This window comes from Pontibacter diazotrophicus (assembly GCF_003367245.1).
Taxonomy (GTDB): Bacteria; Bacteroidota; Bacteroidia; order Cytophagales; family Hymenobacteraceae; genus Pontibacter; species Pontibacter diazotrophicus.
Genome location: NZ_QRGR01000004.1, coordinates 153155 through 173042 on the forward strand (window position 1 = coordinate 153155; position 19888 = coordinate 173042).

The 19888-nt window shown below is 46.3% G+C and carries 20 protein-coding genes; 15 read left to right on the top strand and 5 right to left on the bottom strand.

All coding sequences use genetic code 11. The features are described from left to right. Window positions 1-25: 25 nt before the first annotated feature. From DXT99_RS04130 to lepB, 12 genes are all read left to right on the top strand, one after another. Window positions 26-1639: a CTP synthase gene (locus DXT99_RS04130; protein ID WP_115564259.1), complete on the top strand. Its 1614-nt coding sequence runs from the start codon at window positions 26-28 to the stop codon at window positions 1637-1639. 28 nt (window positions 1640-1667) lie between these two features. Next, complete coding sequence (yidC, locus tag DXT99_RS04135; protein ID WP_115564260.1) at window positions 1668-3494, top strand: membrane protein insertase YidC; 1827 nt, start codon at window positions 1668-1670, stop codon at window positions 3492-3494. Between the two features lie 97 nt (window positions 3495-3591). Then, entirely contained in the window at window positions 3592-4188 is a 597-nt protein-coding gene (locus DXT99_RS04140; protein WP_115564261.1) for a hypothetical protein, read from the top strand. A gap of 28 nt (window positions 4189-4216) precedes the next feature. After that, window positions 4217-4705 (top strand): DUF6438 domain-containing protein, encoded by a 489-nt coding sequence (locus DXT99_RS04145; RefSeq protein ID WP_147294167.1) that lies wholly within the window; start codon window positions 4217-4219, stop codon window positions 4703-4705. Between the two features lie 343 nt (window positions 4706-5048). Next, window positions 5049-5603 carry a YsnF/AvaK domain-containing protein gene (locus DXT99_RS04150; protein WP_115564263.1) on the top strand — a complete coding sequence of 185 codons (555 nt, stop codon included), beginning with the start codon at window positions 5049-5051 and terminating at the stop codon, window positions 5601-5603. A 48-nt stretch (window positions 5604-5651) separates the two neighbouring features. Beyond that, complete coding sequence (locus tag DXT99_RS04155; protein WP_115564264.1) at window positions 5652-6521, top strand: YsnF/AvaK domain-containing protein; 870 nt, start codon at window positions 5652-5654, stop codon at window positions 6519-6521. Window positions 6522-6941: 420 nt separating this feature from the next. Beyond that, entirely contained in the window at window positions 6942-7622 is a 681-nt protein-coding gene (locus tag DXT99_RS04160) for a metal-dependent hydrolase (RefSeq protein ID WP_115564265.1), read from the top strand. A gap of 8 nt (window positions 7623-7630) precedes the next feature. Then, a complete protein-coding gene (locus DXT99_RS04165) occupies window positions 7631-8413 on the top strand; it encodes a ParA family protein (protein WP_115564266.1) in 783 nt (260 codons plus the stop codon). Window positions 8414-8432: 19 nt separating this feature from the next. Continuing rightward, window positions 8433-9347 (top strand): ParB/RepB/Spo0J family partition protein, encoded by a 915-nt coding sequence (locus tag DXT99_RS04170; RefSeq protein ID WP_115564453.1) that lies wholly within the window; start codon window positions 8433-8435, stop codon window positions 9345-9347. A 9-nt stretch (window positions 9348-9356) separates the two neighbouring features. Next, on the top strand, window positions 9357-10025 hold the full coding sequence (locus DXT99_RS04175) for a DUF5683 domain-containing protein (RefSeq protein WP_115564267.1): 669 nt from the start codon (window positions 9357-9359) through the stop codon (window positions 10023-10025). Beyond that, window positions 10022-10738: a 4-hydroxy-tetrahydrodipicolinate reductase gene (gene dapB / locus DXT99_RS04180; protein ID WP_115564268.1), complete on the top strand. Its 717-nt coding sequence runs from the start codon at window positions 10022-10024 to the stop codon at window positions 10736-10738. The genes DXT99_RS04175 and dapB overlap by 4 nt, the downstream gene beginning before the upstream one ends. A gap of 15 nt (window positions 10739-10753) precedes the next feature. Next, window positions 10754-11860 (top strand): signal peptidase I, encoded by a 1107-nt coding sequence (lepB, locus tag DXT99_RS04185; protein WP_115564269.1) that lies wholly within the window; start codon window positions 10754-10756, stop codon window positions 11858-11860. A gap of 123 nt (window positions 11861-11983) precedes the next feature. Here the strand turns inward: lepB and arsC are convergent, their stop codons facing one another. Together arsC and ung are read right to left on the bottom strand one after the other, a co-directional pair. Continuing rightward, on the bottom strand, window positions 11984-12325 hold the full coding sequence (arsC, locus tag DXT99_RS04190) for an arsenate reductase (glutaredoxin) (protein ID WP_115564270.1): 342 nt from the start codon (window positions 12323-12325) through the stop codon (window positions 11984-11986). Window positions 12326-12398: 73 nt separating this feature from the next. Then, window positions 12399-13061 carry a uracil-DNA glycosylase gene (gene ung, locus DXT99_RS04195; protein ID WP_115564271.1) on the bottom strand — a complete coding sequence of 221 codons (663 nt, stop codon included), beginning with the start codon at window positions 13059-13061 and terminating at the stop codon, window positions 12399-12401. A gap of 99 nt (window positions 13062-13160) precedes the next feature. On the opposite strand from ung, the gene apaG reads away from it, so the two are divergent. Then, entirely contained in the window at window positions 13161-13547 is a 387-nt protein-coding gene (gene apaG, locus DXT99_RS04200; protein WP_115564272.1) for a Co2+/Mg2+ efflux protein ApaG, read from the top strand. 100 nt (window positions 13548-13647) lie between these two features. Then, a complete protein-coding gene (locus DXT99_RS04205; protein WP_115564454.1) occupies window positions 13648-14433 on the top strand; it encodes an O-methyltransferase in 786 nt (261 codons plus the stop codon). 105 nt (window positions 14434-14538) lie between these two features. Here the strand turns inward: DXT99_RS04205 and kdsA are convergent, their stop codons facing one another. Both kdsA and DXT99_RS04215 read right to left on the bottom strand, forming a co-directional pair. Then, a complete protein-coding gene (kdsA, locus tag DXT99_RS04210) occupies window positions 14539-15348 on the bottom strand; it encodes a 3-deoxy-8-phosphooctulonate synthase (RefSeq protein WP_115564273.1) in 810 nt (269 codons plus the stop codon). A gap of 137 nt (window positions 15349-15485) precedes the next feature. After that, window positions 15486-16073, bottom strand: coding sequence for a methyltransferase domain-containing protein (locus DXT99_RS04215; RefSeq protein WP_115564274.1), 588 nt, complete (start codon window positions 16071-16073; stop codon window positions 15486-15488). Window positions 16074-16185: 112 nt separating this feature from the next. On the opposite strand from DXT99_RS04215, the gene DXT99_RS04220 reads away from it, so the two are divergent. Continuing rightward, window positions 16186-17127 carry a hypothetical protein gene (locus DXT99_RS04220; protein ID WP_115564275.1) on the top strand — a complete coding sequence of 314 codons (942 nt, stop codon included), beginning with the start codon at window positions 16186-16188 and terminating at the stop codon, window positions 17125-17127. Between the two features lie 99 nt (window positions 17128-17226). On the opposite strand, the gene cphA is transcribed toward DXT99_RS04220, so the two are convergent. Next, window positions 17227-19854: a cyanophycin synthetase gene (cphA, locus tag DXT99_RS04225; RefSeq protein WP_115564276.1), complete on the bottom strand. Its 2628-nt coding sequence runs from the start codon at window positions 19852-19854 to the stop codon at window positions 17227-17229. Window positions 19855-19888: the final 34 nt, after the last annotated feature.

The following is a 19888-nucleotide window of genomic DNA, read 5'->3' on the forward strand; positions in this document are numbered from 1 at the left end:
CAGTCCATAAGACTTACCCTAACTTATGGCTACTAAATATATATTCGTTACAGGCGGTGTTACGTCCTCCCTTGGCAAAGGCATTATTTCTGCCTCTCTTGCTAAACTGCTACAGGCAAGAGGCTTCACTGTAACTATTCAGAAATTTGACCCTTACATTAACATCGATCCGGGCACGCTGAACCCTTACGAGCACGGTGAGTGCTTTGTAACGGAAGACGGCGCTGAAACCGATTTGGACCTGGGGCACTATGAGCGTTTCCTAAATACTCCTACATCACAGGCGAATAATGTTACTACCGGGCGCATTTACAACCACGTGATTACGCGTGAGCGCGAAGGAGCTTATTTAGGCAAAACAGTACAGGTTATACCGCATATTACAGACGAGATTAAGCGCCGCATGCTGTTGTTAGGGCAGACGGGGGAGTTTGATATTGTGATTACTGAGATAGGCGGTTGTGTGGGTGACATCGAGTCCCTGCCATTTATTGAGGCCTTGCGCCAGTTGCGCTGGGAATTGGGCGTGCATGAGACAGCGGTTATTCACCTGACACTGGTACCTTACCTGCGGGCAGCGGGCGAGTTGAAAACCAAGCCGACGCAGCACTCTGTGCGAACGCTGTCCGAGGCTGGTGTTCAGCCGGATATATTAGTGTGTCGTTCAGAGCACCCGATACCTGCTGAAATGCGCAAAAAGATTGCTTTGTTCTGTAACGTGAAGACCAATTCAGTGATTGAGTCTCTGGATGCTGAAACCATTTATGACGTGCCTTTGCTGATGCGCAAAGAAAAACTGGATGAACGCGTTATCAGCAAACTGAAGCTGCCACACAGGGTAGAACCAAACCTCGACAGTTGGAAAGAGTTTTTAGGTCGTTTGAAAAACCCTACCGCCGAGGTAAATGTTGCTTTGGTAGGTAAATATGTGGAGTTACCGGATGCCTACAAGTCTATTATAGAGTCTTTTGTACATGCCGGATCTGCCAATGAGTGCAAAGTGAATATCAAGTGGTTCCAGTCTGAGAACCTTAACTGCGACAATGTTGCCTCTTTGCTAAAAGACATGGATGCCGTATTGGTGGCACCCGGCTTTGGAGAGCGTGGCTTTGCAGGCAAATTAGAGGCTATCCGTTTTGTGAGGGAAAACAATATCCCGTTCATGGGCATCTGCCTGGGCATGCAATGCGCCGCTGTGGAGTTTGCCAGAAACGTGCTGGGCTTAGAGGGTGCCGCCTCTACCGAGATGTTCCCGGACACCCAGCATCCGATTATTGACATGATGGAAGACCAGAAACAAGTAACACAAATGGGTGGTACGATGCGATTAGGAGCCTATACCTGTGAACTAAAAAGAGGTTCTAAGGCTTATTCTATTTATGGAAAGGCAAAAGTTACAGAGCGCCACAGGCACCGTTATGAATTCAACAACAGGTACTTAGAGGCCTTTGAGCAGGCTGGCATGATTGCCTCCGGCATCAATCCGGACACAGGCCTGGTGGAGGTAATTGAGTTGCAGCATCACCCTTGGTTTGTAGCGGCACAGTATCACCCGGAATTAAAAAGCACCGCATTGACCCCTCACCCGCTTTTCGTTAAGTTTGTGAAAGCGGCCATAAATTACGCTAAATCTAAATAAGCACAAATAACACTTCAAATTACAGTAAATGGATAGAAATCAAGCAATTGGCTTTGGATTGATTGCCGTGCTGCTGCTGGCTTACTCGTTCTTCTTTTCGAGTCCGGATCCGGAACAGCAGGCAGTGGTAGTACAGGACACAGCCAAGGTAGAACAACTGCAGCCAACAGCAGTTGTGGAAGACGACTCACTGGTTCAGGCTCGCAGAGCGTCGGCTCTGGGTGCTTTTGGCGCTGCCGCAACCGGCGAGGCAAGCACTGTAGCCTTAGAGAACCAGAACATACGGGTAACCTTCAACACAAAAGGCGGCCTGGTAGAAGAAGTACTGCTGAAAAACTATAAGACGTACCTGGGCGACACGCTGGTGCTCTTCGACAGCGAAAGCAGCAATACAGATCTTGCCTTCGCCACCACCGATGGAAGAACTGTTCAGCTTTCTGACCTTTACTTTACAGCCTCTGATGCCAGAGCGGTTCAGGGAGAAGGCAATATATCAGGCAAGACAATTTCTTTCCGGGCTGACTTAGGCAACGGCCAGTATATTGAGCAGGTGTATACCCTCTATGACGAGAACTTCCTGATGGGCTACAAACTCAATTTTGAGGGGCTGGCGAACCAGGTAAGCGGCAACACCATGACCTTTACCTGGACTGATCGACTGAAGCAACTGGAGCATGACCTGAAGCAGAACCGGGCCAAGTCTACCATCAACTATTATACCTCCGAAGAGGATTTTGATTACCTTTCTATTTCTGAGACAACTGAAGCAGAGACGCTTAATCAGCCGCTGAAATGGGTTGCCAACAAGCAGAACTTCTTTACGGCTGGTATCATTGCAGGTAACCAATTTGCCGGTGCAAAACTGGAAACATCTGTAGATGAAGCCGACACCACTGTTGTAAAGACGCTGGCTTCCCAGATTCTGATACCTACAGAGGATGTACTGTCAGGTGAGGGAGAGTTCATGTTCTACTTCGGCCCTAACGACTATAACATTCTGAAGCAAATCGGACATGATTTTGACAGAAACCTTGACTTAGGCTGGGGCATCTTCTCTTATGTGAATAAGTGGCTGATTATACCGGCCTTCGACTTCCTGGAGAACTATATCACCAACTACGGTATCATTATCATGCTGTTGGTGCTGTACATTAAAACCATCCTCTTCCCGCTCACTTACAAGTCTTATGTGTCGATGGCGAAGATGAAGGTACTGAAGCCGGAAATTGACGCCATTAAAGAGCGTAACGATGGCGACATGCAGAAGACGCAGATGGACACCATGAAGCTCTACCAGGAGATGGGCGTGAACCCGATGAGTGGCTGTATCCCGATGGTGCTGCAGATTCCTATCCTGTTCGCGATGTTCAACTTCTTCCCGAACTCAATTGAACTGCGTCAGGAGTCATTCCTATGGGCAAATGACCTTTCAACCTACGACGTATTTGCCAGGCTGCCGTTCGAAATTCCGTTCTATGGCAGCCACGTCAGTATGTTTACGCTCCTGATGACGGCCTCTACCATTCTGTATACCTGGTCTAACAACCAGGTGAATACCATGCAAGGCCCGATGAAGTTTTACAGCTACCTGATGCCGGTCATCTTTATGTTCGTGCTGAACTCTTTCCCTGCCGGTCTTTCATTCTACTACTTTGTTTCTAACATTGTAACTTTTGGTCAGCAAGCTGCCATCCGTAAGTTTGTGGATGAGGGTAAAGTGAGAGCAAAACTGGAAGAGAACAAGGAGAAGAACAAGGACAAGAAGAAATCAGGTCCTTCTTTTGCGGAACGTATGCAGGAAGCAATGCGCCAGTCTGAAGAAAAAAAGCAGCTAAAACGCAAAGCAAAAAAATAATCATCGCCTTATCAAATAGTCAACAAAAAAGCCTTGCCGTTATCGGTAAGGCTTTTTTGTTGACTATACATGTACATGGCACGTATGTAGGAGTACTATGAATAAATCATTACAAAACCTGGCATGTCCTGCCCTGCTGCTCTTTACTCTTACCGTTTTCAGTTGCCAGTCGGGTACTGAAGAAGGCACTATTGCCAGTACGCATCCTGAACTGGCCGATCAGTTGGCAAAAGATTCCGTTAGCATGCCTATTACAGACAACCAAAACCCTGACCTTTACCAGCGTTATCAGATTACGATGGAAGAGTACGCGCGCAGTGGAGAATTTGATGTAGGTGATATGTATAGGGGCCGATTGGCTCCTCTGGATGAAAGCAGCCACGCCGATACCCGCACCTATCGTACTGCCCTGCGGGAAGGACTGGAGGAAGGCGTAAATTTTGCAGGCAGGTATACGGTGGTAACTGTTGGCTGTGGCACCAACTGCCAGCAACATTATGTGGTAGACAGAGAAACCGGTAAAGTGCTTGACAAACTTCAAAGCAGCATTGGCGCAAAATTTACCCCCAATAGCCGCTTGTTTATCGTCAACCCGCCAGACTCTACTGTCAGGTATGGTGAATGCCGCGATTGTACACCAGAAGCTTATGTTTTCGAAAATAAACAATTCCGGAAGCTACCAGCAGCGAAGTGAGCGACAAATAAACACAACCACCCTATACATGAAACGATACATTTTACTACCACTGATAACATGCATATGGCTACTGATGAACGGATGCAACGCAAGGCAGGCACTATCTAATTCAGAAGCAGGGCAATCAAATCAGCCTCTCCTGCTCTTTCAGAAATCACCCTGCCTTGGGACATGCCCTGCTTACAATGCCACTATATACCAAGACGGCAGCATCAGCTTTGTAGAATTTAAGAATGCCCTCGCTCAGGACACCATACTGTTTCAGCTGCCAGAGGAGGAGCTCCGGCAGCTGAAACAGGAACTTGAAAAGTTAAAATACAAAGATCTGCAAAACAGCTACCTCTCAAACTGGAGCGACATATCCACCACCTCTCTTACCTTTTATGAGGACGGCAAGGAGGTGAAGCAGGTGAGGCATGAGGAAGGTGGTCCTCAGCGACTTGTTCAGTTTCAGGAGTGGCTTCATAAACTCATATGGCAACGGGCAGAAGAGAAAAAAAGGCCTACGTATTAATACATACCCTTCCTGTGCATATGCATTAACAGTTTTTTGCACTACTTTACTCTTCCTCACGTCCTGATGGCCTTTTGCACTTCATCAACACCCTTGTCTCCCTTGTTATATCATTGTACTAACCGCCAAATAAAGAAGCACCCTATGCTGCTGTGCTTATACCTTTTTTTGTACATTATTCTGCTTCAAAAGACATAATTTACCTCTTCCCACTACTGCTGCTATTTGGACTGATTCAGTATTTTTCCCAACAATTACTACTTACCACCGTATGAAAATATAAACAGTTTAATAATAGCAAACTCGGCAAAGCTATATTTTTATATGGCCATACTTAAATAGAATGAAGGAATCATCAGATAAAATACAATCAGAGTTTGAGCAGAAGCTCAGGCAAAGTGAGTCAGCAAAAAACAACCCTAAACCTGTTGTTGATGAGCGTAAGACTATTGCTAACGAGCCTGCAAGGGCCCCTGAAACCGCAGACAGAAATGCATCTGCCAATCAGCAGTCCAGGGTGATTCCGGTTGTGGAGGAACAGATAAGGGTAAACAAGAAAACAGTTGAAACTGGCAGTGTACATGTTTCCAAAGATGTACATGAGGAGGAAGTGACAGTAGATGTCCCTACACTTCATGAGGAAGTAAATGTAGAGCGTGTTGCAATAGATAGATACGTTGACTCTCCCCCGCCTCCTGTTCGCCACGAAGGAGACGTGACAATTATTTCTGTACTGAAAGAAGAGATAGTGGTTACGAAACGACTAAAATTGGTAGAGGAAGTTCATGTGACGAAACGCAAGCATGAAACACAAGAAAACCAACATATAACGCTTCGTAAAGAAGAAGTTAAAGTGAACCGGGTTGATTTAAACAATGAAAACCCGAACAAAGTCTGAAAAACAGACTTTACGACGTATAATACAACCTAAAATAAAACACAAACTATGAAAGGACAAACAGTAATAGGAATATTCGATTATGGAGTAGATGCACAAATGGCCGCACAGCAATTAATGTCAAACGGCATACCTGAAAGCAAAATAGACGTTGCCGTAAGAGGTGCAAGAGATAAGAGTGGTAGCACTGCTAACACAGCTAACAATACCACTACTGCTAACCCAGCTGCCGACAGGCCAAATCCTACTGCATCTACCGCAGCTAACCCAAACGCATCAGCTGCAAACAGAACTGATAACGACAGTAACTTCTTTAGCAACCTGTTTACTGATGATAATGACAGGAGCAAATATTCAGAAGTTGCTCAGCACGGATCTATTGTAACGGTACACGCTGAGTCGAAAGACGAAGCACATCGTGCCGCTGAACTATTGGATAAATTCGGTGCTATTGATGTAGACGAGCGTGCAGAGAAATATAAATCAATGCCACGTGAGAAGAGAGCCCAATGGATAAACTCTTCTATACCAGTAGTGCAGGAGGAAATGAAAGTAGGAAAGCGTGAAGTAGAAACTGGTGGCGTGCGCTTAAGAAGCCGCGTTATTGAAAAGCCGGTTGAAGAGCATCTGCGCCTGCGTGAAGAACACGTACGGGTAGAGCGAAACGCCGTTAACCGCCCTGCAAGCGAACAAGACCTGGCTACATTTAAGCAAGGCGACAAAGAGTTTATTGAGCATGCAGAGGTACCTATGGTTGAAAAGCAAGCCCGTGTGGTAGAGGAAGTGAATGTAGGAAAACAAACTAATACACGCGAAGAAACTGTACGCGATACAGTTAGAAAGCAGGACGTAGAAGTAGATAAAATACAAGCTAAAAACGACCCTAAGACAGGTCCAACAGGTCCGGCTAATAAATAAGTTTTGTAAAAATACGCAAAACAGATAATCTGGAAAGGGCAGCTGATTTATTTCGGCTGCCCTTTCTGTGTCCTGTAGCTTCATGTTAAACCTGTGCAAGTTTACTCAATCAGCCAGATATATCTGCCAGCATACTAATTTTTGCTTTGTCAGCGTATAAAAAAACAGCTGCTGCCTTACCAGAAGCCCCTGGAGTTTTAGAAGTCAGCATTTTAACAGTATCATCAAAATATACCGAAACACTTCTTTATCCGTTTCTTATTATAGGACCCCGGAACATGCAAGGGAGAACCCGGCATTTGTTTAGAAAATGTACTGCGGGTTCGGAATTGCATCAGTCTTTGTAGGTAAAAAACTGTATCTTTGCGCAAATTTAAGCTATCTTGCATAGCTATAAGAAAACATTAAAACAGCTTCATTATGAAAATAACGTACTACGGACAGTCATGCTTCTTATTTGAAATTGGAGAAAACCGCATCTTGTTTGATCCCTTTATCTCCCCTAATGAACTTGCCTCCCAGATAGACGTGAATGACATAAAAGCAGATTATATCCTACTCTCGCATGGCCACCAGGATCATGTGCACGACGCAGAGCAAATAGCCAATAATAATAAGGCAACCATCGTGGCCATTCATGAAATTGCGACCTGGTACGGCAACAAAGGAGTAGAGAACACGCACCCAATGAACATTGGCGGCAAGGTAACTTTGCCTTTCGGAACTGTTAAGATGGTAAGTGCCGTACACTCCAGCTCACTGCCTGACGGTTCTAACGGCGGCGTTGCAGCAGGTTTTGTAGTGGAAACCGAAACACAAACCTTTTACTTCGCCGGTGATACAGCCTTAACTTACGATATGAAACTCATTCCGGAGCAGTACGATCTGGATTTTGCCCTGATGCCGATCGGCGATAATTTTACCATGGATATACATGATGCCATGGTTGCCGCTGATTTTGTGCAAGTTGATACAGTGATCGGTATGCATTACGACACCTTCCCGTACATCAAGATAGATAAAGAGCAGGTGAAGGAAGTGGCGAAAATGGTAGAAAAGGAACTTATTCTGATGGAGATAGGTCAAACTATAAATCTCTAATTTATATAATGGGAAAAATAATTGCGGTTGCAAACCAAAAAGGTGGGGTTGGTAAAACCACTACCGCCATTAACCTGGCGGCTAGTTTGGCAGCTCTGGAGTTCAAGACTTTACTCGTTGATGCAGACCCGCAGGCTAATGCTACCTCTGGACTGGGTTTCGATCCGGCAACTATCACCAGCAGCATCTACGAGTGCATGGTGGAAGATGTAAAGGCAGAGGAGATCATCCTGCAGTCGCCCAATATAGACTACCTCGACCTCATCCCATCACATATCGATTTGGTGGGTGCTGAGGTAGAGATGATCAATGTGCCCAACCGTGAGGAGAAGATGCGGGAGGCCCTGAAAAGCCTAAAGCAGCACTACGATTTTATTATCATCGACTGTTCTCCTTCTTTGGGTTTGATAACGGTAAATTCTCTTACCGCTGCAGACTCTGTGGTTATCCCGGTACAGTGTGAATACTTTGCGCTGGAGGGCTTGGGCAAGCTCCTGAACACCATAAAAATCATTCAGTCGCGCCTGAACACAGAGCTGGCCATCGAAGGTATCCTGCTCACGATGTATGATGTGCGCCTGCGCCTGAGTAACCAGGTGGTGGAAGAGGTGAAAACGCATTTCCAGCAGATGGTATTCGACACGATCATCCCTAGAAACGTGAAGTTGAGCGAGTCACCAAGCTTTGGTATACCTGCCCTGCTGCATGATGCGGAAAGCAAGGGTGCCCTGAGCTATCTAAACTTAGCCCGCGAAATTGCTGAGAAGAACAGCGTTGAGCTGGCAAAATAATCATACCATTACCCCTTACATGTCTGACAACAAAAAACCAGCAGTTAAACGCACAGGCGGCCTCGGAAGAGGTCTTGGCTCTCTTTTGGAGGGTAACAAGTACACTGGGAAAACCGAATCTTCCACTATAAACGAAGTTAATACCATCGCAGATATAGCCATAGATCAGATCCAGACGAACCCATTCCAGCCGCGTACCCACTTCGACCAAACTGCGCTGGAAGAATTGGCCGAGTCTATTAAAGTACAAGGAATCATCCAGCCTATTACTGTCCGGCAACTCGACCAGAACAGCTATCAGCTAATTTCAGGGGAGCGCCGCTACCAGGCCTCCAAAATTGCCGGACTAACCGTAATTCCAGCTTATATCCGGAAGGCTGACGACCAGCAGATGCTGGAGATGGCCCTGATTGAGAACATTCAGCGTGAGAACCTGAATGCTATCGAGATTGCCCTCTCCTATCAGCGCCTGCTGTCGGAGTGTAGCCTGAAGCAGGAGGAGTTGGGAGATCGTGTTGGCAAAAAACGCACCACCGTTACAAATTACCTGCGCTTGCTTAAGCTGCCGCCTGATATTCAGATTGCCCTACGCGATAACCAAATAAGCATGGGCCATGCCCGCGCACTCATCAATATTGATACAGTAGAGAAGCAACTGGACGTATTTAAAGAAGTAGTTGCCAAGGAATTATCTGTTAGAAAGGTAGAGGAGCTGGTACGTAACCTTCAGAATGCAAACAAGAAGCCAGACAACCAGCAAAAGCTTCAGTTCAATAAATACGAAGGAGAATTGAAAGGCGTAGAAACCCGCCTGTCCTCTCAGTTTGGCACTAAAATACAGGTAAAGGCAAACAACGAAGGCAAAGGAGAAATTAAAATCCCTTTCCTTTCTGTGGATGAGCTGAACCGTATTCTAGATATCTTAAACTACTAAGAAAGCTACATGAGGCTGTACATCGGCTTTGTTGCCTTGCTGCTGAGCATGTTATTCAGCTTTGCTCCTGTAAAAGCGCAGGTGATAACCGAGGGTCCTGATTCCGTACGGGTTCTTACTCCTGACACACTTGCTGCTACTGAAAAAGGCTTTTTTCTCAGCAACTTAAAAGACTTAGACAGACCCGGCAAAGCGGCACTTTACTCGGCCATTTTGCCCGGTGCCGGCCAGTTTTACAACAGGGCTTACTGGAAAATACCCATCGTTTATGCAACTGGTGCCGTGCTGGGTTATTTCCTGATAGACAACCACACCAATTACCAAAGCTATAGAATTGCATTGAACACACGCTTAAGTGAGGGCGTGGCATCAACTGATGAGTATGCAGACCACCCTTACTTAGGAGTGAGTAACGGGGCAACGCAAGGAAGCTCAGCAGTTAACAATCTGAAATACAGGCGTGACTATTACCGCCGCAACCGCGATTTGACCGTTCTGCTTTCTATTGGCGCTCATGTCCTGCAAATTTCCGAAGCATATGTGCACGCGCACCTGAAGGAGTTTGATGTGAGTGATGATCTGGCACTGCGTATTCAGCCAGGTATTATACCTGTTGCCGGCCCTGCAAACTCCCTTTCACCTGGTTTAACTTTTACTTTATACACCCGATCTAAATGAAGATTCTCCTGATAGGCTATGGCAAAATGGGTAAAACCATAGAGCAGACGGCTTTGGCGAAAGGCCATGAAATCATTGGCAGAATAGACCATGACAATGCCCATGAATTGAAAAACTACACTTCTGATAATACAGATGTAGCCATTGAGTTCACTCACCCTGAATCTGCCTTCGGTAATATATCCTATTGCCTGGTGCATGGTATCCCGGTGGTGTCTGGCTCTACGGGGTGGTTAGATAAGTTTGAAGAGGCTGTTGCCTTGTGCCTGAAGAAGAATGGCGCCTTCTTCTATGCCTCTAACTATAGTGTGGGAGTAAATCTTTTCTTTCATTTCAATGAATACATTGCCAGCAAGATGCAGGCATATAAAGCCTACGATGTGTCTATCAAAGAGGTGCACCACTTGCAGAAAGTTGATAAGCCTAGTGGCACCGGTATTACCGCAGCAGAGGGCGTATTATCCAGCTACACAAATTTAGAAGGCTGGGTGGCTGATAATCCGGAAGAAAAAAGTAAATTAAACATCACTTCTGAGCGTGAACCCGACGTGGTTGGTACACACATTGTTACCTATGCCTCTGAAGTTGACAAAATTGAACTTGGCCATATTGCCCACAGCCGCACAGGCTTTGCCGAAGGTGCCGTAATGGCAGCTGAGTGGCTCAAAGACCGTGAAGGCGTATACGGCATGAAAGACATGCTAAACCTGTAACCATAGCTATTGCAGATGAAAGTGAAATTCTGGGAAAAGAAACCAGTAACAAAGGCGCCGAAAAAAAAGAAGAGTTTTGCCCGTGAATGGGGCGATGCTATCATCTTTGCGGTGGTGGCAGCCAGTTTAATCCGTTGGGCAACGTTTGAAGCCTATACCATTCCAACTCCATCTATGGAGAAGTCGTTGCTGGTGGGCGATTTCCTTTTTGTAAGCAAGCTGCACTATGGCCCGCGCACACCCATCACGCCATTACAGGTTCCTTTAACACACCAGACGATCTGGGGAACCAATATCCCCTCCTATTCCGATGCTATTCAGCTGGACCCTCACCGCCTGCCGGGTTTTTCGGAGGTACAGCACAATGATGTAGTGGTATTTAACTATCCGCCGGAAGAAGAACACCCCGCTGACCTGCGTACCAATTATATTAAGCGTGCCATTGGCTTGCCTGGAGATTCTTTGGAAGTAAGAGACATGCAGGTATATATTAATGGCAATGCTGTAAATGCACCTGAAGGCCTGCAGTATAAGTACCTGCTGGTGCCGAACACACAGCTTTCTGAGAAATTCTTCCAGGATCGTAATATAAACCTGCGCGATGTGATACCTTATGAAAACGGCTATGTGGTAGATGCATCCCCGGAACTTGCCGCGCAAATGGCACAGTTAAACTTTATCACAGATGTTATCCTGCTGAAGGATCTGCCAGGCAAAGCTGATCCGGAAGTATTCCCGCAGGTTCCAAGCCGGTATGAGTGGAACAAAGACAACTACGGCCCTATTTATATTCCACAGGAAGGTGCCACGGTGGCAATCACACCGGAAACGCTGCCTTTCTACGAAAAGATTATCCTGGAATATGATCGCAACGAAAACGCGGAAATCCGGGATGGAAGCTTATTCATGAACGGGACCGAAGTAAACGAGTATACTTTCAAACAGAACTACTACTTCATGATGGGTGATAACCGCCACAACTCCCTCGACTCCCGCTACTGGGGCTATGTACCGGAAGACCATGTTGTTGGTAAAGCCGTGATGATTTGGATGTCGACAAACCCGGAAGGCACCTTCTTTGACAGAATTCGCTGGAGCCGTTTGTTTAAGACGATTGAGTAAAAGCAAAACCTTTAAATTCAAAAGCCAGACCTATCATGTCTGGCTTTTTTGTTTCCGGTTCGTTCAATCTATGTCTGCCGTATCATCAAGTGCATAGGCAATTATAAAAGCGACTCAGGATTCTTACAGTAACTCCTGCACATTCTCTGGCGGGCGCCCTAACACGGCTTTATCTTCTTTCACAACAATAGGCCGCTCTATTAACACTGGGTTTTCTACCATTGCCTGTATCCACTCTTGGTCCGTCATGGTTTTACCTTTATATGCTTCTTTATAGATGGCTTCGTTCTTTCGCAGGAGCTGCTCTGGCTTCATATTCAATTTCTGAAGCACGTCCTGCAATCCGGCAGCATTTGGTGGTGTTTTGAGGTATTCAACAATCTCCACCTCCTGTCCTGAATCTTTGATCAGTTCCAGTGTTTGGCGGCTTTTACTGCATCGGTTGTTATGATATATTTTTAACATTGTATTGGTGTTTCTTTGTTAAATTGCTTTGCTCGCGAAAGAGCTTATGATATGTACTTAGTACCCAAAAGCTCTACCACTCAATCGGATCTTTGCCATGCTCCTCTAAGTATTTATTTGCTTTGCTGAAGTGGTGGCTCCCGAAAAACCCTCTGTCAGCGGCAAAAGGGGAAGGATGGGCTGCTTTTAATACAAGGTGCTTCTCTTCATCTATAAAGGCTCCTTTTTTCTGCGCGTAAGCTCCCCACAACATAAACACAACGTTCTCCTTCAGGTCATTCACTTTCTGCACAACAGCATCCGTAAACTCCTCCCAACCCTTCTTCTGGTGCGATCCCGCTTTCCCGGCCTGTACCGTAAGGGTTGCATTAAGCAGCAGTACTCCTTGCTCTGCCCAGCGCTCCAGGTTGCCTGTGGCCGGCATCTCTTTGCCTATGTCGTTTTTTATTTCCTTAAAAACATTGAGCAAAGATGGCGGGATGCGCACCTGGTCACTCACAGAAAAGGCGAGACCGTTTGCCTGGTTCGGGCCATGGTAAGGGTCCTGCCCCAGTATAACCACCTTTACCTCATCAAAAGGGCATTTCTGAAAGGCATTGAATATTTGATTGCCTCCGGGATAAACTTTTTGGGTGGTGTATTCGTCTTTAACAAAAGAGACAAGATTTTTGAAATAAGGCTTTTCAAATTCATCTTGCAGTACATTCTGCCAGCTTTCTTCTATCTTTACATTCATGCGTTAATAAGCTTGAGGGTTAGGGAAAGAGAGTAAAATTCCACTGAAGCAGCCTGCAGCTACTGCACTGGTTGTTAAGTATACAAAAAACATTGGAACATGGATACAAAAACAACTGAAGGAGTAAAGATCACGGTTACGGCCAACTATCTGCCAGACTACTCCAGTCCGGTGCAGCAGCACTTTGTTTTTGCTTATAAGATAAAAATTGAAAACCACAGCGAGTTCACTGTTAAGCTGTTGCGACGCCACTGGCACATACACGATGCAACAGGTGTGGTGCGTGAGGTAGAAGGAGAAGGAGTTGTAGGGCAGCAACCGGTACTGGAGCCCAGCGAGATGCATGAGTATGTATCTGGTTGCAACCTGAAAACAGGCATTGGCAAAATGCGCGGCACTTATCTGATGGAGCGCTTAATAGATGGCCGCCAATTCCACGTCACCATTCCAGAGTTTACCTTAGTTGTACCTTACAAACTGAATTAAGATAATAAGGAACAGGTGTAGCACGAGTACCCGCACCAGCATGTAAAGCAAGTTGGATTCGTGTTGCTTCTCCTGTATCTTGTCTCCCAACATAACCCCTGTGTCTTCTCTTCGATTAGCTGCTGATTACCTGCTGTACCGGAAACGTGCGTTCAAATTGCACGGTGTCCACTCCCCCTTCATTTTCGATCTTTACCACAACGTTTTAATGCACGACGGGCATTTTCCGGCTTATGATCGGGTAGAGACGCTTCGTGTGGCAATGCTGCAGGACAACCGACAGCTACAGGTAACAGATTTAGGGGCAGGATCAAAAACGCTAAGGCAGCGCCAACGGAAAGTAAAAGATATTGCCCGCTCTTCAGCTAAAACCGCTAAATACGGGCAATTGCTGTTCCGGCTGATAAACTACTTTCAGCCGCAAACAATATTTGATTTAGGCACCTCCCTTGGCATTACCACTTCCTATTTAGGTGAGGCACGCAGAGAGGCAGAAATATACACTTTTGAAGGCTGCCCCAATATAGCCAAAGTAGCCTGTGAAAACTTCAGCCAGCTAGGATTAAAACAAGTGCAGCTTATAAAAGGCGATCTGAGTGACACATTAGAAGAACAGCTGCAGCAGGTAGCACAACTGGACTTCGCCTTCTTCGACGGGAACCATCGCTATACCCCCACCATGAAGTACTTTAAAACCTGCCTTACAAAAAAACACGAGCACAGCGTGTTCGTAATGGATGATATCTATTGGTCCGGGGAAATGAAGCGGGCCTGGAAGGAGATAAAGCAGCACCCTCAAGTCATGCAGACGGTAGACCTCTTCTTTGTAGGCCTTGTCTTTTTCAGAACCACGCAACCCAAAGAACATTTTACCTTGAGTTTCTGATAATATACTTTTTGGACGAAGGAGAACAGACAAAGGATGATAGATGCACCATATGATGCATCTATCATCCTTTGTCTATAAAGCCTTTGTCTTTGCGTCCTTCTTCTATAACACTGCCTGGCGGATGCGGATCAGTTTTCTCAGCAGGTCTTCTAGTTGATCCAGTGGCAGCATGTTAGCACCATCAGACTTAGCTATGCTTGGCTGCGGATGTGTTTCTATGAATAAACCGTCTGCTCCAACTGCAATAGCCGCTTTAGCGATTGTTTCAATCAAAGCGGGTTTGCCTCCTGTTACCCCTGAACTTTGGTTTGGCTGCTGCAAAGAGTGCGTTACATCCATCACCACAGGTGCACCTAAAGCTTTCATTTCAGGCAGATTCCGGAAGTCAACCACCAGGTCAGAATAGCCGAAGGAGTTTCCTCTATCGGTCAGGATCACTTTCGCGTTTCCTGATTCGTGTATCTTCTCTACGGCAAAGCGCATGGCTGCACCAGATAGGAACTGTCCCTTCTTTATGTTGACTACTTTACCTGTGTTGGCAGCAGCAACTAATAAATCGGTTTGGCGGCACAGGAAAGCAGGTATCTGCAGCACATCCACGTATTCGGCAGCCATGGCAGCCTCTGTTGTTTCATGTATATCTGTTACTGTGGGCACATCAAACTCCCTGCTTACCTTCTGCAGAATCCGGAGTGCTTTTTCATCCCCTATACCGGTAAAAGAGTCTAGGCGCGAACGGTTGGCCTTACGATAAGAGCCCTTAAAGATGAGCGGAATCTGCAATGAATCTGTCAGCGTTTTCAGGCGCTCCGCAATTTGCATGGCGATTTCCTCTCCTTCAATGGCACAAGGGCCGGCCATCAAAAAAAAGTTACCACTATCAGTATGTTTTAGTTTCGGTATTTCAAACATGGTTTTTATGTTTTTATCGCCAAAAGGCACAGCAAAGGTACTATATCAATTAAGAATTACGAGTGATGCGTTGTGAATTGTTCTGAGCCGTAAGGCAGGCCTTATTCAAAAATGGAGGATTGTTGCTGCGCTGCCGTTCACTTCTTCTGCAGCAGCATAAAAACCTCCCGCCCCTGCCGTGGCTGAATGGAATTATAGGCTGTGTCGAAGTGCAGGAAATGGAAGTATGGCTCAAAGTATTTTCTATACTCTTCGCGGCTACCGCTAAAGGGAGGCCCCTCGTGCGCGAAATCAGTGTCGAATAGCAGCCCCATCAGCTTACCTCCCGGCTTAAGCAGGTTTGCGCATTGGCGGGCATAGTCCTGCCTGAGTGAAGGGTCAAGGGCGCAAAAGAATGTCTGTTCCACTAGTAGATCGTACTCCCCTTCCAGTGAGAAGAAATCCTGGTGCAGCAGGTGCTCCTTCGGAAAACCAGGCACCCGGCGCGCAAAGCTCTGAAGTGGTGCTTCCGCTACATCCACGAGATATACCTGCTTAAACCCATGTTTAAAAAGGTATTCAGCCTCATAACCGTTGCCACTGCCTGGAACCAGGATACGGATATCTTTATTCGGCAACTGATCAAAATAATTCTTGAGCGGCGGCGTTACTTCTCCAACATCCCAGCCGGTTTGGTTTAACTGATAACGGTGCTGCCAATATGCTGCATTAAATTGTTGCCCCATCAAAGTAGATTAATAAATCAAAAATATTATATTTGATGCTTGCTCAGACTGAGCTACTGGTTTTATTTAAAATAAAGCTTAAATTAACAGAAACAACAAACAAAATACACATATGTCAGCTAACACACCTGAAAAACGAAGCAACAGAAAGCTTTTGATTGGTGGCCTGCTCGTCGTCCTGATCAGCATTAATGGTATTCTAATTTATATGAACTACCAGAAAAAAGAGAAGACGGAAGAGCAAGCCGAGGTTATCCGCGTTAAAAACAATGAACTGGAGAACCAGATTAAGGTTTACGAAGCCCTTAAAGCCGACTTTGAGCGCCAAAGCCAGGAACTACAGGCAATGGGCCTTGAGAATGACTCCCTGGAAACTCAAATCGCCGCTATTGGTGCTGACCTGGATGAACTGCGTGGCTTCAGAAAGCGCAGCTACAGCTTAGCAGATCAGCGCCGTTTCCGTGACAGAGCTTCGGCTTTTGAGCAACAACTGAAGCAGAAAGACGAGGAAATCGTACAACTGAAATCAGACAATGAAGTATTGTTCACAGAGAACACTGAATTGAAGTCAACTCAAAACCAGCTGTCAGATAGCCTGGTAACTTTCAAAACCAGCAACCGGGATCTGAACGAGAAAGTGAAGTTAGCTTCAAAACTAGAGGCGCAAAACATGAACGTGAACATCATTAACCAGCGTGGTAAAGAGAAAGAAGATAATGATAATGAGTTCCGGGCGAAGCGTGTAGACAAGATTCGGGTAATCTTTAACCTTGCGAAGAATGATGTAGCTGCCAAAGAGCCAAAGACTGTGTATATGCGTTTGATTGAGCCTGACGGAGCAGCACTCTATAACCTAGCCACAGGCTCTGGTTCCTTTCAGATAGACGGAGAAAATATGTATTTTACTGCCAAGCGCGATTTCGTATTCGATAACACGCAACAGCAACTAAGCTTTACTTATGACAAAAACGCCGAATATAAAAAAGGCCAGCATGTAGTAGAGCTTTATACAGATGGTTTCATGATCGGAAAGTCTTCTTTTGTTTTGAAATAGGCTTCTCCATCAGCATCACATAAAAAGGCCCCTGCCATACGGCAGGGGCCTTTTTATGTGATGCTGATTCTAGTATAAAGCCATGTTAGTTCATTGATGTCACTCGGTGAGTACTCTCCTGTCCTGTATCACTTTAAAGCTCTCCACCATTTTTACGGCCTCCTGTATGTCTTCTGTAAAAATGGATATGATTGATCCGGCCTCAGCATGCTCCAGGGCGTAAGCAATCGCCCGCATTTCTTCTGGTATAAGTTTTGGTTTTTTGTCGGGAGCGCTGTCTTCTATGCCCTGCATGAGAGGGGCTGTAATCTCTTCTGCCTTTTTGCCGCGTAAGTCCGCATCCAGGCGTATGATGATGTCATCAAAGATCTGCCCCGCTACCTGTCCCAATGCATACAAATCCTCCAGCCTTCGGTCTCCTACACCAGCAACTATGCCCACTTTCTTAGCAGCATCCAGGCTGTTGATAAATTCTCCAACCGCTTTAAGTCCGCCTACGTTGTGTGCGTAATCCACCAACACTTCAAAATCCGGAAACTTAAAGAGATTCATCCGTCCGGGTGTTTTGCCTGGTGAAGGTATAAAAGTTCGGAGGGAGGTTTTGATGTTCTCCTTATCAAAATGAGAGATGTAGCCTGCCAGCAAAGCGGCCAGAATATTCTCTATGTTGAAACGGGCTTTACCACCAAAAGTCAGTGGAATATCTGCCACGCGGTCTATTCTTATCTTATAGCTGTTTTTAAACAGGGAGATGTATCCGTTTTCATAAACAGCAGCCAGGCCACCGTCTGCAATGTGTTGCAGGACACGCGGGTTTTCTTCATTCATACTGAAGAAAGCTACTTTACATTCCAGACCATCCGCCATAGCATACACCAGGTCATCATCCGCGTTCAATATAGCATAGCCCTCTTTGCTCACACTCTTTGGTATCACTGCTTTTACCTGCGCCAATTCCTCCAGCGTGTGGATGTCGCGTAAGCCCAGATGATCTGAACTCACGTTTGTGACGATGCCAATATCGCACTGCTGAAAGCCGAGGCCAGAGCGTAACAAACCGCCACGGGCACATTCCAAAACAGCAAAGTTTACTGTAGGGTCTTTCAGCACGAACTCAGCACTGAAGGGGCCGGTGGTATCTCCCTTCTCCAGCAGTTTATCCTGAATATAGATGCCGTCGGTGGTGGTATAACCAACCTGGAAGCCGTTCGCCTTCACCATGTGCGCAATCAGGCGGGTAGTAGTGGTTTTACCATTGGTGCCCGTTACGGCTATTATTGGTATACGGGCGGGCTGATTGTGCGGAAAAAGCATATCGATTACAGGCTCTGCCACATTGCGTGGCAAACCATAAGCCGGAGAAACATGCATCCTGAACCCGGGTGCTGCGTTCACCTCTAACACGGCACCACGCGTTTCATTTAGCGGTATGGCGATATCGGTCGTCATTACGTCTATGCCGCAGATATCCAGCCCCACAAGGCCTGCGATGCGTTCAGCCATCAGGATGTTGTAGGGGTCCACCAAGTCTGTTACATCAGTTGCAGTGCCACCCGTGCTGATGTTGGCTGTGCTCTTGAGGTAAAGCGTCTCCCCTTTTTTCAAAACAGAATCAGTGGTCAGATTCCGGCTCTTGAGGATGCTACGGGTATGTTTGTCTATGTTGATTTTAGTGAGAGACTTTTCGTGACCGATACCCCGCTTCGGATCCTTATTCTCTTTGTTGACTAGCTGTTTGATGGTGGAGGTCCCATCACCGGTCACCATAGCAGGTGAACGCATGGCAGCCGCTACAAAACGCCCGTTGATGACAAGAAGCCTGAAGTCAGAGCCATCGATGTATTGCTCCACAATAACACCAGCGGAAAACTTCCGAGCCTCGGCAAAGCCTTTTAAGGCATCTTCAAGATTAGTTACGTTAATTGAGGCCCCTTTCCCATGGTTACCGTCAAGCGGCTTTATCACCACCGGGAAACCTAGCCAATCTACTGCTCGCTTTAGTTCTTCCTTGTCGTAGGCGGTGGTGCCTTTGGGCACCTGAACACCCGACTCACGGAGTATCGCTTTGGTTGCTCTTTTGTCTCCGGCTATTTCTACAGCGAAACAGGCTGTTTTACAGGTTAAGGTAGCCTGAATGCGCTTCTGATACTTTCCGTATCCCAGCTGGATAAGCGAATGGTTGTTAAGGCGGATATATGGTATGCCCCTGCTCACAGCTTCTGAAACAATAGAGTAGGTACTTGGCCCAAAAAATTCGTCTTCCCTGATTTCGTGCAGGCGTTTTACATCATCACTCACCTTATACTTTTCCCCTTTCACAAGGGCCTTGGTGATACGCAGAGCGGCATAAGCAGCATACTCCCCTGCCCGCTCCTCCTGGTAAGAAAATACGACCACCATATGCCCCTCCTCATAAGCAGGATAGCACCGACCATAGCCACACTCCATACCTGCCATTGTCTGGAGCTCCAGCGCCACGTGCTGCACTACATGTGCGAATGTAGTACCAGCTTCCACCGTCTTGAAAAAGCCACTCTCCACTCCCTCTACAGAACGATGCTTCAGCAAACCTGGCAGCATTTTTTTTAACCTGGGAAGAACACCTGGAATGTCGTTCGTTAGTTTATGGCTGAGGGCTTCCAGTTCCAGTTTAAGGACAATGATTTTAGGATGCTTAACTGACCAGTAGTTTGGTCCGCGCATAACGCGCAAATCTACAATGTTCATGAGTTGGATAACTGGGTATGCGTAACATGCATTA